This window comes from Streptomyces luteogriseus, from assembly GCF_014205055.1.
Lineage (GTDB): Bacteria > Actinomycetota > Actinomycetes > Streptomycetales > Streptomycetaceae > Streptomyces > Streptomyces luteogriseus.
In genome coordinates, this window is sequence record NZ_JACHMS010000001.1 from 2276092 (window position 1) to 2291728 (window position 15637).

Annotated in this window: 10 protein-coding genes; 3 read left to right on the forward strand and 7 right to left on the reverse strand. The window is 71.0% G+C overall.

What is annotated here, in order from left to right; genetic code table 11:
- Positions 1-119: 119 nt before the first annotated feature.
- Positions 120-680, reverse strand: a complete 561-nt coding sequence (gene nrdR, locus BJ965_RS09905) for a transcriptional regulator NrdR (RefSeq protein WP_184908334.1) — start codon at positions 678-680, stop codon at positions 120-122.
- A gap of 622 nt (positions 681-1302) precedes the next feature.
- Between nrdR and lexA the strand changes: the two genes are divergently transcribed.
- A complete protein-coding gene (gene lexA / locus BJ965_RS09910) occupies positions 1303-2082 on the forward strand; it encodes a transcriptional repressor LexA (protein WP_030845416.1) in 780 nt (259 codons plus the stop codon).
- A 193-nt stretch (positions 2083-2275) separates the two neighbouring features.
- Here lexA and BJ965_RS09915 read toward each other — a convergent pair whose 3' ends face one another.
- The 4 genes from BJ965_RS09915 to BJ965_RS09930 form a co-directional block, all read right to left on the reverse strand.
- A complete protein-coding gene (locus tag BJ965_RS09915; protein WP_184908335.1) occupies positions 2276-4297 on the reverse strand; it encodes an ATP-dependent DNA helicase in 2022 nt (673 codons plus the stop codon).
- A gap of 257 nt (positions 4298-4554) precedes the next feature.
- Positions 4555-5433 (reverse strand): GNAT family N-acetyltransferase, encoded by an 879-nt coding sequence (locus BJ965_RS09920; protein ID WP_313666777.1) that lies wholly within the window; start codon positions 5431-5433, stop codon positions 4555-4557.
- Positions 5434-5520: 87 nt separating this feature from the next.
- Complete coding sequence (locus BJ965_RS09925; RefSeq protein ID WP_184917012.1) at positions 5521-7500, reverse strand: IucA/IucC family protein; 1980 nt, start codon at positions 7498-7500, stop codon at positions 5521-5523.
- Positions 7501-7731: 231 nt separating this feature from the next.
- Complete coding sequence (locus tag BJ965_RS09930) at positions 7732-9219, reverse strand: diaminobutyrate--2-oxoglutarate transaminase family protein (protein WP_376777912.1); 1488 nt, start codon at positions 9217-9219, stop codon at positions 7732-7734.
- Between the two features lie 333 nt (positions 9220-9552).
- Here BJ965_RS09930 and BJ965_RS09935 point away from each other — a divergent pair, with 333 nt between their 5' ends.
- Both BJ965_RS09935 and BJ965_RS09940 read left to right on the forward strand, forming a co-directional pair.
- A complete protein-coding gene (locus BJ965_RS09935) occupies positions 9553-10776 on the forward strand; it encodes a trypsin-like serine peptidase (RefSeq protein ID WP_184908336.1) in 1224 nt (407 codons plus the stop codon).
- Positions 10777-11030: 254 nt separating this feature from the next.
- The gene (locus BJ965_RS09940; RefSeq protein ID WP_184908337.1) at positions 11031-12233 is read left to right on the forward strand and encodes a trypsin-like serine peptidase; all 1203 of its coding nucleotides are present in this window, start codon (positions 11031-11033) and stop codon (positions 12231-12233) included.
- Between the two features lie 80 nt (positions 12234-12313).
- Here BJ965_RS09940 and hflX read toward each other — a convergent pair whose 3' ends face one another.
- Together hflX and BJ965_RS09950 are read right to left on the reverse strand one after the other, a co-directional pair.
- Complete coding sequence (hflX, locus tag BJ965_RS09945; protein WP_030853286.1) at positions 12314-13807, reverse strand: GTPase HflX; 1494 nt, start codon at positions 13805-13807, stop codon at positions 12314-12316.
- 127 nt (positions 13808-13934) lie between these two features.
- Positions 13935-15548, reverse strand: coding sequence for a M1 family metallopeptidase (locus BJ965_RS09950; RefSeq protein WP_246545877.1), 1614 nt, complete (start codon positions 15546-15548; stop codon positions 13935-13937).
- Between the last annotated feature and the right edge of the window lie 89 nt (positions 15549-15637).

Genomic DNA, 15637 nt, shown 5'->3' on the forward strand with positions numbered 1-15637 from the left:
TCCCGTGGCACGTTGTTCTGTCTGGTGTTGCGGGCACCCAGTCACGTCGCCCGCAACAGGTCTTCACATCGCCGCCGCCCGGCCGGGCCCGGAGCTGCCTTCCGGGTCCGGCCCGCCGGTCAGTCGGCGGCGCCGGCGGGCTGGGGGACCTGTTCCGCCCCTCCGGACCCGCGGTCGTCTTCCTGGCTCCCCGCGGCCGCTTCCTCACGGTCTCCGTCGTCCGCGCCGGGCTGTCCCGTCTGTGTCCTGAGCTCCTCGATGGCCGCCTCGAAGTCGTCGAGCGAGTCGAACGCCCGGTAGACGGAGGCGAAGCGCAGGTAGGCGACGAGGTCGAGTTCCTGCAGCGGGCCGAGTATGGCCAGCCCCACGTCGTGGGTGGTCAGCTCGGCGCTTCCGGTGGCCCGCACCGCCTCCTCGACCCGTTGGCCGAGCTGGGCGAGCGCGTCCTCGGTGACGGGCCGCCCCTGGCACGCCTTGCGCACTCCATTGATGACCTTCGTACGGCTGAAGGGCTCGGTGACTCCGGACCGCTTCACCACCATGAGCGAGCACGTCTCCACGGTCGTGAAACGACGGGAGCAGTCAGGGCACTGGCGGCGCCTGCGGATCGAAGTGCCGTCGTCGGTCGTACGACTGTCGACGACGCGACTGTCGGGGTGCCTGCAGAAGGGGCAGTGCATGAACTCCCAACCCTCCTCACAGCAGACTCAATAGCCTCGCCGGGTCTCTTGCGCCCCACGAAGCAGCCCCAAGCATAGGCGATGACCATGAGCCTCGAGACCGGGGGGACCACAACTTCTGGGCTGCTGTAGCAATCCAACCACTAGATGTGGGGATTGGCTCATACATCGACGCCGTTCCCGCGTGTCGCGCGCGTAGGCGCAGGTGACGTGCGACGAACCGAGCCCCGCCGCTCTCGCACGCCAGTGAAGGCACCACCGCGAACGGCCTTCCCGGGGGCACGGCCGCATCCGTTCCCGCACAGCCGTATCGCCGCGGCACATGCGGAGATACCGTGGGCGCCGCGAGGAGGGGACGTGGGACTCCCGCACAGATGAGGGCTGGTCCCGGGGCAGGGGAATGCCGGATGGCAGACTGGGGCACCAGTCCACGAGGTGATCACCCCGGCGGTGAAGAGTACAGCAATGGACCCTTTTGCCCGCCAGGTGGCGCGGCCGCCAATACACCCGGACACATGATCGCGTCCGGTGATTCGCGATTTTTCACTCGAACGTGTGTTTGGCGCAACCTTTCGAAAGCAACTACCGTTGTCCAGCAGGGAGACCATCGAGAGGGGCCGACGTGACCACCACCGCAGACAGTGCCGCCATTACTGCCCAGGACCGCTCCCAGGGCCGACTGGAGCCGGTGCATGCGATGAACGAAGCCACGAACCCTGAGGGGCACAAGCGCTCCCTGCCGGGCCGACCTCCCGGCATCCGGGCGGACAGCTCGGGACTCACCGATCGCCAGCGCCGCGTGATCGAGGTCATCAGGGACTCCGTGCAGCGACGGGGCTACCCGCCGTCCATGCGGGAGATCGGTCAGGCCGTCGGCCTCTCCAGCACCTCTTCCGTCGCACATCAGCTGATGGCTCTGGAGCGCAAGGGCTTCCTGCGCCGCGACCCGCACCGCCCGCGCGCGTACGAGGTGCGTGGTTCCGACCAGGCCGCCTCGGTGCAGCCGACGGACACCGCGGGCAAGCCGGCCGCGTCGTACGTGCCGTTGGTCGGCCGGATCGCCGCCGGTGGCCCGATCCTCGCCGAGGAGTCCGTCGAGGACGTCTTCCCCCTCCCCCGCCAGCTCGTCGGCGACGGTGAGCTGTTCGTCCTGAAGGTCGTCGGTGACTCGATGATCGAGGCCGCGATCTGCGACGGCGACTGGGTCACGGTGCGACGTCAGCCGGTCGCGGAGAACGGCGACATCGTGGCCGCGATGCTTGACGGCGAAGCCACCGTCAAGCGCTTCAAGCGCGAGGACGGCCATGTCTGGCTCCTCCCGCACAACGCGGCCTACGAGCCGATCCCCGGCGACGACGCGACCATCCTCGGCAAGGTGGTGGCCGTACTGCGGCGCGTCTGACAGCGCGCACCGCGTCGGGTGGGTCCAACGGCCCGCCCTCTGACCGGGCCCCGGGACCTCTGCGCCGGTTCCGGGGCCCTGCGCTGTCCGCTGTCCGGGGGCGGACCGACGGGAGTCCCGCAGTGCTCAGGCAGTGGGGTTGGCCGGTGGCGCAGCCGTCGCAAGCCAACCCCGCAGTTCATCCGCCTTCCGGCTATTCGTCTTCCGGCTGCTCGTCTGCGGTCTGTTCCGCCGTGGCCTGCTTGGCTGCTGCTTCCTTGGCTGTCGCGTCGATCGCCGCCAGCGACTTCCGCACCTGGTTACGGTCCGTCGTGAACCAGAAGTCGGGCAGGGACGCCTTCAGATAGCTCCCGTAGCGGGCCGTCGCCAGACGCTGATCGAGGACGGCGACGACACCGCGGTCCCCCGACGCCCGCACGAGACGGCCGGCGCCCTGGGCCATGAGGAGCGCGGCATGGGTGGCGGCGACGGCCATGAAGCCGTTGCCACCCGCGTCCTCGACAGCCTTCTGCCGGGCGCTCATGAGGGGGTCGTCCGGGCGCGGGAACGGGATCTTGTCCATGACGACCAACTGGCAGCTGGGTCCGGGGACGTCCACGCCCTGCCAGAGCGACAGCGTGCCGAAGAGACAGGTCTTCGGATCGGCCGCGAAGTTCTTGATGAGCTCGCCGAGCGTCTCCTCGCCCTGGAGGAGGATCGGGTACTCGGGGATCCGGGACCGCAGCTCCTCGGCGGCCAGCTGGGCCCCCCGCATCGAGGAGAACAGGCCGAGGGTGCGGCCGCCCGCCGCCTGGATCAGCTCCGTGAGTTCGTCGAGCATGTCCGCACGGTCCCCGTCCCGCGCGGGACGGGCCAGGTGTGTGGCGACGTAGAGGATGCCCTGCTTGCGGTAGTCGAAGGGCGATCCGACGTCGATGCCCTTCCACTGCGGAATGTCATCGCCCTCGGTGCCCTCGGGAGACAGACCCAGAGAGGCGCCTACGCCGTTGAAGTCGCCGCCCAGCTTCAGCGTCGCGGACGTCAGGACGACGGAACGGTCCGCGAAGAGCTTCTCCCGCAGCAGACCCGACACGGACATGGGGGCGACGCGCAGGGAGGCACCGAAGCGGTCGTGGCGCTCGTACCAGACCACGTCCCACTCGGAGCCGTTCGTGATCCGTTCCGCCACGTCGTGCACGTTCTCCACGGAGGCCAGGGCCTGCTTCCGGACGGCGTCCTCGTCCTGGACGGACTTGTCGCGGGTCGCTCCGATCGCGGAGATGACCGTGCGGCACGCGTCGCGCAGCGCCATGAGGGCGTATCCGAGGTCCTCGGGAATCTCCTCCAGACGGCCCGGCAGCGCCAGCTCCATCAGCCGTTCGAAACCCTCGGCTGCGGTCTGGAGCTGGTCCGCGGCCTTCTCGTTGACGAGTTTCGCGGCACGGCGCACCGCGCGGTTGACCTGGCCGGGGGTGAGCTCGCCGGTGGCGACTCCGGTGACCCGTGAGACCAGCTCGTGCGCCTCGTCGACGATCAGCACCTCGTGCTGCGGGAGGACCGGGGCGCCCTCGATGGCGTCGATCGCGAGCAGCGCGTGGTTGGTGACGACGACCTCGGCCAGCTTGGCCCGCTCGCGAGCCATCTCGGCGAAGCACTCGGCGCCGTACGCGCACTTCGAGGCGCCCAGGCATTCCCTCGACGACACCGACACCTGGGCCCAGGCGCGGTCCGAGATGCCGGGCGTGAGATCGTCACGGTCGCCCGTCTCGGTCTCGTCGGCCCAGTCGCGCACCCGGAGCAGGTCCTGGCCCAGCTTGCTGGTGGGCGCGGCGACCTCGAACTGGTCGAAGAGGCCCTCTTCCTCGTCCTGCGGGACGCCCTCGTGCAGTCGGTGCATGCACAGGTAGTTCGACCGGCCCTTGAGCATCGCGAACTCCGGGCGACGGCGCAGCAGGGGGTGCAGCGAGTCGACGGTTCTGGGCAGGTCACGCTCCACCAGCTGGCGCTGCAGGGCCAGGGTGGCGGTCGCGACGACCACCCGCTCCCCGTGGGCGAGCGCGGGCACCAGGTAGCCGAGCGACTTGCCGGTACCGGTGCCGGCCTGGACCAGCAGGTGGGAACCGTCGTCGATCGCTGCCTCGACGGCTTCGGCCATGGCCACCTGACCGGGGCGCTCCGTACCGCCGACGGCAGTGACGGCAGCATGCAGGAGTTCGGGGAGTGAGGGCTTCGTCATAGCGCGACCACCCTACGACCCTGCACTGACAAACGGGCGATCAAGGCGGGGGCGGGGGACGGGATCAAGACCGTGGGCTCCTCGGCGAGGTGGAGGGGTGAGCGGTGGGCAGGCAGGACCGGCTACGTAAATGCATGGGGGGGGGCGGGGGCGGCTCGGACGAGGTCGTGGCAGAACTGCTCGGAAATTTCGCGCGACGGGCGGGAACTGCGCCAGGACGAGCCGCGTTCAATGAGTGATGGGGCAGTGACACAGCGCTACAAGAGGTGCCGGAGAGGCCGGTCTCGGACCAAGAGGGCGGCCCGCTTGGCGGGCAGGTCGACCTCGGCGGAGAACCGGAAGCCGGCGGTTAGGAATGCGGCTACGGAGGGGGTGTTGCGAATGTCGGGTTCGGCGATGACGCGTGTGCAAGAGGGCCGCTGCACGAGAACGAGATCGGTCACGGCCCGGAGCAGCATGCCCCCGAGGCCACGCCCCCGGTCGGCGATCCCGCCGACCAGGAGGTGGATCCCCGTGTCATGAGGCCGGGCGGGGTAGTGACGGGCCAATGGGTCCAGATCCGCCCGGTAGATCTCCCAGTAACTCATCGGCACTCCGCCCAGTACACCGATGCACGGCACGCTGCGCCCGTCGCCGGCGAGCTGGGCCCGCAGGTGGTCCTGCGTCACCTCCTGTGGTCCTGCGAGCTCCCAGAACGCCGCGGCGGCGGGGTCGTTCATCCAGCGGCTGATGAGCGGAAGGTCGCGTTCGAGGCGCACGGGCACGAGGCGGAACGCGCCTGCGGGTGTGTCGGCCGGGCCCCATTCGGCGACGCGGTCGAGGAGGTCGCCATGGCGGGGGTCGGAGACGGGGCGCGACGGCTCACCGGTCCTGGTGCTGGAGACGGCAGGTCGGTCCATCTCCTGGTGCCGCCCCCTGGATCCGTGTCCGTCGGGTGGACCGAGCACGTCGACGGCGACGAGATCGTCCGGGAGCCGGAGGTTCATGGTGTCCTCGCTGTGCCCGTCCGCTCGGACGCGCTCGCCGGAGACCCCGCCTGGATCCGGGGAGTCGGATCGGGACCCGGCACCGCAGGCCGGGCCGGCCATGGCAGGGACGGCGAAACGGGTCTCGGTGATCGGGTCGGCGGGAGGCACCGGACGCTCCTCTCAGACAGGGGGGTGGGTCATGTCCTCAGGGGATGAAGGAGGCAGTTCAGCCGTGGTCAGGGACGATCTGAATGCTCAGGAGTGCAGGGGGTTGGCGATGGTGACGTAGACGGACTGGGTGTCGACCGGGCCGACGAGTTCGTCGAGGCCGTACAGGCGCGTCAGCAGGTTGGCTTTGCAGCGCAGGACGGGTGAGTCGAGCACCCGGGCCGGCAACGAGGTGCGCAGCGGGGCCGGGCCGGAAGCGGCATCTCCCAGGAAGCGGCGGAAGGCGGCGAGCAGCAGCCTCTCGTCGGCCAGCCCCTGGGAGCCGAACGCGCCGATGAGGCCGAGCACGTTGTTGACCACCAGGTAGTACGCGAGCCGCTCGTCGGTGACCTCGTCACGGACGAACGTGTCGCTCCGCTCTCCGATGCCGGGCAACCGGGCGTCGAGGTCCGCGCGCCGGGACTCGCGGAAGTAGTAGCCCTGGTTGTCGCGGTAGCGACCGCCCGTGGGCCAGCCTTCGGGGTCCAGCAGGAGCAGGGTGTTCTGCTGGTGCGCTTCCAGGGCGATGCCGGCCTCACCGTCCAGCCAGAGGACGGGACGGACCACGTGGGCGAGGTAGCGAAGGAACCACTCGGCTGCGACGGCACCGCGGGGCCGGCCGGTACGGCGGGCGAGGCGGGTGACGACGTCGGCCAGCCGGGACCGCAGGGCCGGGCCGTGCTTCTCCGTACGCCCTGGGGCACCCTCCGGCGAGGCGTGGCAGCACGGGCGTGGCGCGAGGAGGCCTGCGACGCAGGAGACGTCGTCGGAGGGGCTGAACGGGTTGTGGCGGATCACCACGTCCAGTCCGGGCACCGGGACGCCGTCGGGGGTGTCGACGGCGAGCCAGGCCGGGTCCCGGACGATGTCGAAGCCCGGGTGCGCGGCCCGCCACTGCTGAGCGAGACCGCTGCGGAGCAGCCGGTGGACCTCGACGCCGCGGTGGAGTTCCTTGCGGAGGTTCTCGCGACGGGAGTTGGTGATGCGCAGACCCAGCGACAGCTTGAGCATCGCGGGGGCATGGGTTCGGTAGACGGTTCGTACGGAGGAGGTGGGGTGCCAGGGAGGGCCGTGGGTGCCGAGGTCACGGAGCAGCCCGGCGTCCAGCAGGGCAGCGGCCTCCGCACGATGGCGGACCTCGTGCGCCTGCCAGGGGTGCAGCGGCAGCAGGGCGTATCCGTCCGGCAGCGCCGGTGCGGTCCCGGCGAGGCGGGCGGTGAGCCGGGGCGCGGCGACAGGGCGCCCGCGTTCGGTCCAGGAGGAGTCGGTGGCGAGGACGGAGGGGGCGACAGCCATCCAGTGCAGAGGGAAGGAGCCGTGCGTCTCGGGTGAGAACTGCAGCGTTTCGGCGTCGGAGAGGCCATCGCGGCTTTTGGGGCTCGGGTGCAGGGGGTGCCCGAAGATGAGGGCCTGTTCCGCGGACAGGAAGAGGTCGGGGCCGTCGGCCGGCGCTTCCCGGCGGACGGCGACAAAGCCGGTGACCCGTCGGAGGGAGTCGGCAACCTCCGAGACCAGCCGGACGCCGTCGCTGAAGCCGGCGGTGGCGGGGCTGGGGGTGCTCGTGGGTGAGGTGTTGTGGGCGGGCCTGGTGCCGGAGTCGGCTGTGGACGTCTCCCTCGTGAGAAGGGCGGCGATAGTGACGGCGTCGGCCGGTGGGGCGTAGTCGGGCGCCCCGGCGAGACGCGGAGGGCCGAAGCGGTGCCAGCCCGTCGGGGACCAGTAGCGGACCGGCGCGAGGAGAGCCGTGCCGCTGACGGGAAGGGGGATACGCAGAACACCGTCCGCCGGGGCGGGCTGGTCGGTCTCGCGGGCCCAGCAGCGGAGCAGGTTCTCGACGGCGGCGGTCTGGGCGACGGTGGGCGGGTCGGGATGCTCCAAGGGGTCGCTGCCGAGGCGTTCGCTCAGCCCCTGTTCGGGTTTCCCGACCGGACGCTGATGAGGGACCCGCGGGTTCGGCGACGTTCCCGACGGCAAGGCGTCGACGGTGCCCTGTCCAGGCGTCGGTGAGTGGTCGTCGGGGTGGGGCATGGCGTTCACGACAGGTACCTCATGGGGTGGTTCCGGATCATGCAGGCGGGGGGGGCGGCCGACCGTGGAGATCCGCTCGGCTCGGTGCGGCCCAGAGGGACGCGAGTCGCGCAGCGGGCGGGCGCGCCGGGCTTGGGGCTCCCGGCCAGCTGGCGCGCAGGCGCCAGGGCAGGCAGACCTGGCCACGACCAGGCACGGCGTGGAGTCCCACGCCGCAGGCGCTCGCCGCGTTCATGGTGTGGCTGCCGTGCCACCCCCTCGGCTCCGGGCCGCTGCCCGGACCGCGTCGGCCAAGCGGTCCAGTACGGCCGCCGCTTGTTCGTCGGTGATGGTCAGAGGAGGGAGCAGTTGCACGACGCTCGCGTGACGGCCGCCGAGTCCGACGATGAGGCCGCGCCGCAGGCACTCCTGCCGGACCGCAGCAGCCAGTTCGGGGGCGGCGGGGAGCGGCCGGCGTCCGCTGCCCGGCATCACCGACGCCGCCACACCACCCTCCGCGGCCCCGGGAGTACCCGTGAAGCCGGACTCTCCCTCCCTGTCAGGATCCACCAGCTCGACCCCGATCATCAGTCCCCTCCCCCGCACATCCCCTACACAGGGGAAATCGGAGGCCAGCTGCTGGAGTTGACCCAGCAGACGCGTGCCCAGGGTCGCCGCGCGCTCGGCGAGGGCGTTCTCGCGGACGTGGGCGAGGGTCGCGGTGCCGGCGGCCATGGCCAGCTGGTTGCCGGGGAAGGCGTCGGCGGGGGTGCCGGGTTCCCAGGTGCCGAGTTCGTCGCGGTAGACCACGAGGGCCAGCGGCAGGCTGCCGCCGATGGCGTTGGAGAGGACCATCACGTCGGGGGTCACACCGCTGTGCTCCACGGCCCAGAAGGCGCCGGTACGGCCGACGCCGGTCTGGATCTCGTCGGCGATCAGCGGGACGGACCGGTCGGCGGTGAGCTGTCGCATGCGCCGCAGCCAGGTGTCCGGCGCGGGGATCACTCCGCCCTCGCCCTGGACCGGCTCGACGAGCATCGCGGCGGGCAGCGGTGCCCCGGACCCGGGGTCGTCGAGGAGGGATTCAGTCCAGCGGGCGGCGAGGTCGGCCCCGTGCTCGCCCCCGACGCCGAAGGGGCAGCGGTAGTCCTGCGGGTAGGGCAGGCGGGCCACCCGTGTGTCGTGGCTGTTCGCGGACGGGTCGTCGAGGACTCCGGCGGGGCTTCCGCGGCCGACGCCGGTGAATGCCAGGAGACCTCGCCGTCCGGTCGCCGCGCGTGCCAGCGCCCAGGCGGTCTCGACGGCTTCGCTACCGGTCGGTCCGCAGAACCGCACCCGTGCCCGCTCGGCGAGACCTGGCGGCAGGGTTCGGAACAGCTCGTCGAGGAAGGCGTCCTTGACGGGTGTGGCCAGGTCGAGGGTGTTCAGGGGCGCTCCGGAGTCGAGGACTCTGCGGATGGCCTCCAGGACGACCGGGTGGTTGTGGCCGAGGGCGAGTGTGCCGGCGCCGGAGAGGCAGTCCAGGTAGCGGCGGCCGTCCGCGCCCTCGATGGTGAGTCCCCGGGCCCGCACCGGAACGATCGGCAGGGCACGGGCGTAGGTCCGGGCGGCGGATTCGCGTGCGGCTTGGCGGCGCGGGACTCCTTCGGGCGCGGAGCGCGGGGCGGGTGCGGAGCGCGGGGCGGGTGCGGTGTTGTCGGCGGCCCCATCGGGGACGGGTTTCACCTGCGTACACCCCACAGCGGCCTCCTCTGACGCACGACCCCGATAGGTGGATTCCGCCACGGCTTCCAAGACCTCCCACTGGGCACGGGCACAGAGGACCGCAGGCAGACAGCAGGCCCCCCATCCGCTACCAACCCCGGATCACTCACGGGGTTACGGGTTGCCTCAAGATCCTTTCCGTGACGGAACTGTTGCGGATCCGTCGGATCGCCCCCACAGCCACCGCATAGTGTGTGGTGCCGTTCCCGGACGCCGTGAAGTCGCCCCGAAGTTCCCGCGAGACAGCGGGAATTCGGGGGCGAAGTGCCGGTTCGTCCACGTTCGTTCCGTACCAGGGGGAGTCAGATCATGCGACCCACACGACCGTCGTCCCATACCGGCCGGGGAGGGAGGGCGCGCCGCGGGAACTCCCCCGTGCTGGCCGCGGTGGCCCTCGCCTCGGCGCTCGCGCTGACCGCCACCGCCTGCGAATCGGGCGACGCCACGGCGGACGGGGAGGCCTCCGCATCGGCCACCGCCTCCGACGACGGCAAGCTCAGGATCCCGGACGACATCAGGGACCGGCTCCGCGAGCACGGGATCGACGTCGACAAGTGGAAGAACGGCGCCTGGAAGAACTGGGACCGGGACGACTGGCTGCGTGAGGCCAACGAGTACATCAACCCGATCATCGAGGGGCTCTGGGACCCGGACCGCATGCGGGAGGCCGAGGAGCCCGACCAGGGCGTCGACGACAGCGACCTCTCCGGTGACCAGGGCGTGACGGACCCGACGCCCGAACCGGTCGAGGCGCAGGCCGTACCGCCGTCCTACCACGCCAACGCTCCCACGGCCGGGAAGGTGTTCTTCGACTCCCCCGAGGGCTCGGCCGTCTGCTCGGCGACGGTGGTGAAGGACCCGGCGCACCCGGGCAAGTCCAACCTGGTGTGGACGGCGGGGCACTGCGTGCACGCGGGCAAGAAGGGCGGCTGGTACCGCAACATCGCGTTCGTCCCGTCGTACAACGACGACGGCAAGCCGGTGGCGGAACTGGAGAACGCCACCCGCGAGGACGTCGCTCCCTACGGCGTCTGGTGGGGCGACTGGGCGCAGACCTCGGACCAGTGGATCGAGCAGGGCGGTTCGACGGGCGGTGACGGCGCGCCGTACGACTTCGCGGTCATCCATGTGACGCCGGAGAAGGGCAGCGGCGGCAAGTCGCTGGAGGAGATGGTCGGTTCGGCGCTGCCGGTCGACTTCAAGGCGCCCGCGGTGCCGCAGGTGAAGAGCGTCACGGCGATCGGCTACCCGGCCGCGCCGCCCTACGACGGGCAGAAGCTGTTCCGGTGCCAGGACCGGCCCGGGCGGCTGTCGGTCACCACGTCGGATCCGACGATGTACCGCATCGGCTGCACCATGACCGGCGGTTCGAGCGGCGGTGGCTGGGTCGCGACCGGTGCCGACGGCAAGCCGGCGCTGGTGTCCAACACTTCGATCGGCCCGGTGACGTCGGGCTGGCTGGCCGGACCGCGTCTGGGAGGCGTGGCCAAGGGCGTGTACGACTCGGTCAGCAAGAAGTTCGCCGGCCGGTGACGGCCTGCTGAACCGCGCTGCCGGTGGGGCGGCGCACCTCGGGCACCCTCACGAGGTCCGGCCCGGGGGCTCTCGGAACCTTCACCGCCCCACCCCGGTACGCCCTCAACTCCACGGGCATAGTGGGGAATCGCGCGGGAGCACCGGCGCCGCACCCATGACATGCACATGCGGCGCCGCACCGACGCACCAGCACCAGCACCAGCACCAGCACCAGCACCACATTCATAGGCACCAACGGGGGTCATAGCACCATGCGTTCCACACGTACGCCTGCATCGAGGCGCGGGCGGCGCACCGTCCTCGCCGCCACCGGGATCGTCGCCGCCCTGGCGCTCACCGCGACCGCCTGCAACGGCTCCGAGGACTCGGCGAGCGACAAACCCGACACCACCGGTTCCCAGGCCGCCGCGGACGGCGCCGGCAAGGGCGAGATCCCGGCCGATCTCGCGGGCAAGCTCAAGGAGCACGGGGTCGACGTCGACCGCTGGAAGGAAGGCGGCTGGAAGGACTGGGACAAGGACAAGTGGCTCAGTGACGCCAGGGACTTCGTCAACCCGGTGATCGAAGGACTCTGGAAGCCGGAGCGGATGCAGTCCGCCGAGGAGGCCGACAAGAGGGTCACGACGAAGGACGCGTCGGCCGGCCAGGGTGTCAGCGACCCGGACCCGGCTCCTGTCCGGGCGCAGGCCGAGAAGACGCCGTACCACCGCAACGCGGCCCCCGTCGGCAAGGTCTTCTTCGACTCCCCCGACGGCCCGGCCGTCTGCTCCGGCACGGTCGTCAAGGACGTGAACCACCCGGGCAAGTCCAACCTCGTGTGGACGGCGGGCCACTGTGTGCACGCCGGCGGCGACGGCGGCTGGTACCGCAACATCGTCTTCGTCCCGGCCTACAACGACCTCGGCAAGTCCGCGGCGGAGCTGGGCAACGCGAACCAGAGCGAGATCGCCCCGTACGGCAACTGGTGGGCGAACTGGGCCTCGACCTCGAACCAGTGGATCCAGGGCGGTTCGGAGACCGGCGGCGACGGAGCGGCGTACGACTACGCCGTCCTGCACGTGAAGCCGGAGCAGGGCGCCAAGTCCCTGGAGGAGACGGTCGGCGCCGCGCTGGACGTGGACTTCTCCGCCCCGTCCGCGGCCGAGGCCCGCAAGATGGGCGCCTGGGGCTACCCGGCCGCCCCGCCCTACAACGGCTCGAAGATGTTCAAGTGCGTCGACGTGCCCGGACGGTTCGCGCTCAGCGCGTCTCTGCCGACGATGTACCGCATCGGCTGCGACATGACGGGCGGTTCGTCCGGTGGCGGCTGGTTCCGGGTCCTGAACGGCAAGTCGGTGCTGGTCTCCAACACCTCGATCGGCCCGGCCGACAACACCTGGCTGGCCGGTCCGCAGCTGGGCCGGGACGCCGAGGCGCTCTACCAGAACATGAGCAAGACGTACGGCGGTCAGTGACCCGCACATGATGAAGGCCCGCTCCCCGTGACGGGGGGCGGGCCTTGTCGCGTCGCACGGGACGCGCGCTCAGGCCGGGCTCAGAGCGCCGGAGCCGGAACGTACGGCGTGAGCTCCGCCGCCAGCTCCTCGTGTACCCGCACCTTGAGCAGGGTGCCCTCCGGGGTGTGCTCCTCGGAGATCACCTCGCCCTCGTCGTGGGCACGGGCGACCAGCTTGCCGTGCGTGTACGGCACGAGCGCCTCGATCTCGACCGACGGACGCGGCAGCTCGTTGTCGATGAGCGCGAGCAGTTCCTCGATGCCCAGGCCGGTGCGGGCCGAGACGGCGATGGACCGCTTCTCGACGCGCAGCAGCCGCTGGAGCGTCAGCGGGTCGGCCGCGTCCGCCTTGTTGATCACGACGATCTCGGGCACGTCGTTGGCGCCGACATCCCGGACGACCTCGCGCACGGCGGCCAGCTGCTCCTCCGGGAACGGGTGCGAACCGTCGACCACGTGCAGGATCAGGTCGGACTCGCCGACCTCCTCCATCGTGGAGCGGAACGCCTCGACCAGGTGGTGGGGCAGATGGCGCACGAACCCGACCGTGTCGGCCAGGGTGTACAGCCGTCCGCTCGGGGTCTCGGCCCGGCGCACGGTCGGGTCGAGGGTCGCGAACAGGGCGTTCTCCACCAGCACGCCCGCGCCCGTGAGGCGGTTGAGCAGCGAGGACTTGCCGGCGTTGGTGTAGCCCGCGATGGCCACGGACGGCACCTTGTGGCGCTTGCGCTCCTGGCGCTTGATCTCGCGGCCGGTCTTCATCTCCGCGATCTCCCGGCGCATCTTCGCCATCTTCTCGCGGATCCGGCGCCGGTCCGTCTCGATCTTGGTCTCACCGGGACCACGAGTGGCGAGGCCGCCGCCCTTGCCGCCGCCCATCTGCCGGGACAGCGACTGACCCCAGCCGCGCAGTCGCGGCAGCATGTACTGCATCTGCGCGAGAGCGACCTGCGCCTTGCCCTCCCGGGACTTGGCGTGCTGGGCGAAGATGTCCAGGATCAGGGCCGTCCGGTCGATGACCTTGACCTTGACGACGTCCTCGAGGTGGATCAGCTGGCCGGGGCTGAGCTCACCGTCACAGATGACGGTGTCCGCGCCCGTCTCGACGACGATGTCGCGCAGCTCCTCGGCCTTGCCGGAGCCGATGTACGTGGCCGCGTCGGGCTTGTCGCGGCGCTGGGTGACTCCGTCGAGCACCAGCGCGCCGGCCGTCTCGGCGAGGGCGGCGAGCTCCGCGAGGGAGTTCTCCGCGTCCTTCACGGTTCCCGAGGTCCAGACGCCGACGAGCACGACCCGCTCCAGGCGAAGCTGGCGGTACTCGACCTCGGTGACGTCCTCGAGTTCGGTGGAGAGGCCCACCACACGGCGCAGGGCCGCGCGGTCGGAGCGGTCGAACTGGTCGCCGTCCCGCTCTCCGTCGATCTCGTGGCTCCAGGCGACGTCCTCTTCCATCAGGGCATCGGCCCGAAGACCCTCGGGGTGGCTGTGCGCGAAGCGCTTGGAGTCCTGGGAAAAGGAAGAAGAGGAGGTCATTGGATCCTTACGTAGGTCGGAAACCGTTCACTGTCTGCAACGCACGGGCGGTCCGGGAGATTCCCGGCGTTCCGTGCCGCGCCGACCTGAAGATGGTCGCACGGCACGGGGCGTCTCGTCACCGTGTTTACCGGGCGGCCGTCACCATCGGCCGGCCCCGCTCCTCACCGGCCACCGGCTTGCCCTCGGGGGCCACCGGCTTCTCCTCGGGGGCCACCCGCATCTCCTCACGGGCCTTCGGTTTCTCCCCGGGAGCCTTCGGCTTCGCGGCCGCCTCAGGCTTCCAGTCCGGGTGCCCCGGCATCGGCGGGGTCTTCTCGCCGTACAGCCAGCCCTGGAAGAACCCGTCCAGGTCGCGCCCGGAGATCTCGGCTGCTAGCCGGACGAAGTCCTCCGTCGTGGCGGTGTCGTCCTGGTGGCGGCCGACCCAGGCGCGTTCCAGGCGTTCGAAGGCCGGGTGGCCGATCTCCTGGCGCAGGGCGTACAGGACGAGCGCGGCGCCGTCGTAGACGTTGGGGCGGAAGATGCTGGTCTTGCGGCCGGGGTCGGGTGCCTTGGGGGCGGCGGGCGGTCCGCCGGCGGCTCGCCAGCGGTCGGAGGCTCCGTAGGCGGCCTTCATCCGGTCCCGCATCGGCTTGTCGGCCTGCTCCTCGGCGTACAGCGCCTCGTACCAGGTGGCGTGCCCTTCGTTGAGCCACAGGTCGGACCAGGTGCGAGGGCCGACGCTGTTGCCGAACCACTGGTGGGCCAGCTCGTGGACCATGATCGCCTCGACGTACCACCGGGGGTAGACGGGATCGGTGAAGAGTTCCCGTTCGAAGAGGGAGAGGGTCTGGGTCTCCAGTTCGAAGCCGGTGGACGCGTCGGCCATGAGCAGGCCGTACGTCTCGAACGGATAGCGGCCGACCTTGTCCTCCATCCAGGCGATCTGGCCGGGGGTCTTCTCCAGCCAGGGTTCCAGCGCCTTGCGGTGCTCGGTCGGGACGACGTCCCGTACGGGCAGCCCGTGCGGGCCGGTGCGGTGCAGCACCGTGGAGCGGCCGATGGAGACCTGGGTGAGTTCGGTGGCCATGGGGTGCTGGCTGCGGTACGTCCAGGTCGTGGACCCGCCGGACTTCTCCACTCCGGCGGGCAGGCCGTTGGCGACGGCCGTGTGACCGTCGGGTGCGGTGACCCGGATGGTGAACATCGCCTTGTCGGAGGGGTGGTCGTTGCAGGGGAAGACCAGGTGCGCGGCGTCGGCCTGGTTGGCCATGGCGAGGCCGTCCGCGGTGCGCACCCAGCCGCCCTCGCGGTCCTTGACGGGCACGGGATCACTGGTGTGCCGCACGGTGATCCGCATCCAGTTGCCGTCCGAGACGGAGTCCTCGGGTGTGATCACCAGGTCTTCGCCCGCGGTGCGGAACTCGGCGGGGTCGCCGTCGACCTCGACCGACTCGACCGTCCCGTGGGCGAAGTCCAGGTTGACGCGGTCCAGGTCGGCGGTGGTCCAGGCGTCGATGGTGGTGACGGCCCGCAGTGGTTCGCTGTTGTTGCCCGGATAGGTGAAGGAGAGGTCGTACGACGCCACGTCGTAGCCCGGGTTGCCGAGGTACGGGAAGAGCCGGTCGCCGACGCCGAGCGGGACGGCGGGGGCGCTCGCGGCGACGAGGCAGACGGAGATCGCCGAGGTGAGCAGGGCGGCGGCGGTCCGGCGCCGCCGGGTGGGGGTGGTGGCCTGGCTGTGGGGGGTCAGGAGCATGCCTCACGGCTATCAGCGCGGGAGTGAGCAGCGGGGACGGCGCGCTCTCGTCCCACCCGAACCGGGGACCGGGGCCTGCGCCGGGTGCC

Coding starts and splice junctions, on each gene's coding strand:
- BJ965_RS09925 (WP_184917012.1), bottom strand. CDS start 7,500: ATGCCCCACCCCGACGACCACTCACCGACGCCTGGACAGGGCACCGTC.
- nrdR (WP_184908334.1), bottom strand. CDS start 680: ATGCACTGCCCCTTCTGCAGGCACCCCGACAGTCGCGTCGTCGACAGT.
- hflX (WP_030853286.1), bottom strand. CDS start 13,807: ATGACCTCCTCTTCTTCCTTTTCCCAGGACTCCAAGCGCTTCGCGCAC.
- BJ965_RS09915 (WP_184908335.1), bottom strand. CDS start 4,297: ATGACGAAGCCCTCACTCCCCGAACTCCTGCATGCTGCCGTCACTGCC.
- BJ965_RS09935 (WP_184908336.1), top strand. CDS start 9,553: ATGCGACCCACACGACCGTCGTCCCATACCGGCCGGGGAGGGAGGGCG.
- BJ965_RS09940 (WP_184908337.1), top strand. CDS start 11,031: ATGCGTTCCACACGTACGCCTGCATCGAGGCGCGGGCGGCGCACCGTC.
- BJ965_RS09950 (WP_246545877.1), bottom strand. CDS start 15,548: ATGCTCCTGACCCCCCACAGCCAGGCCACCACCCCCACCCGGCGGCGC.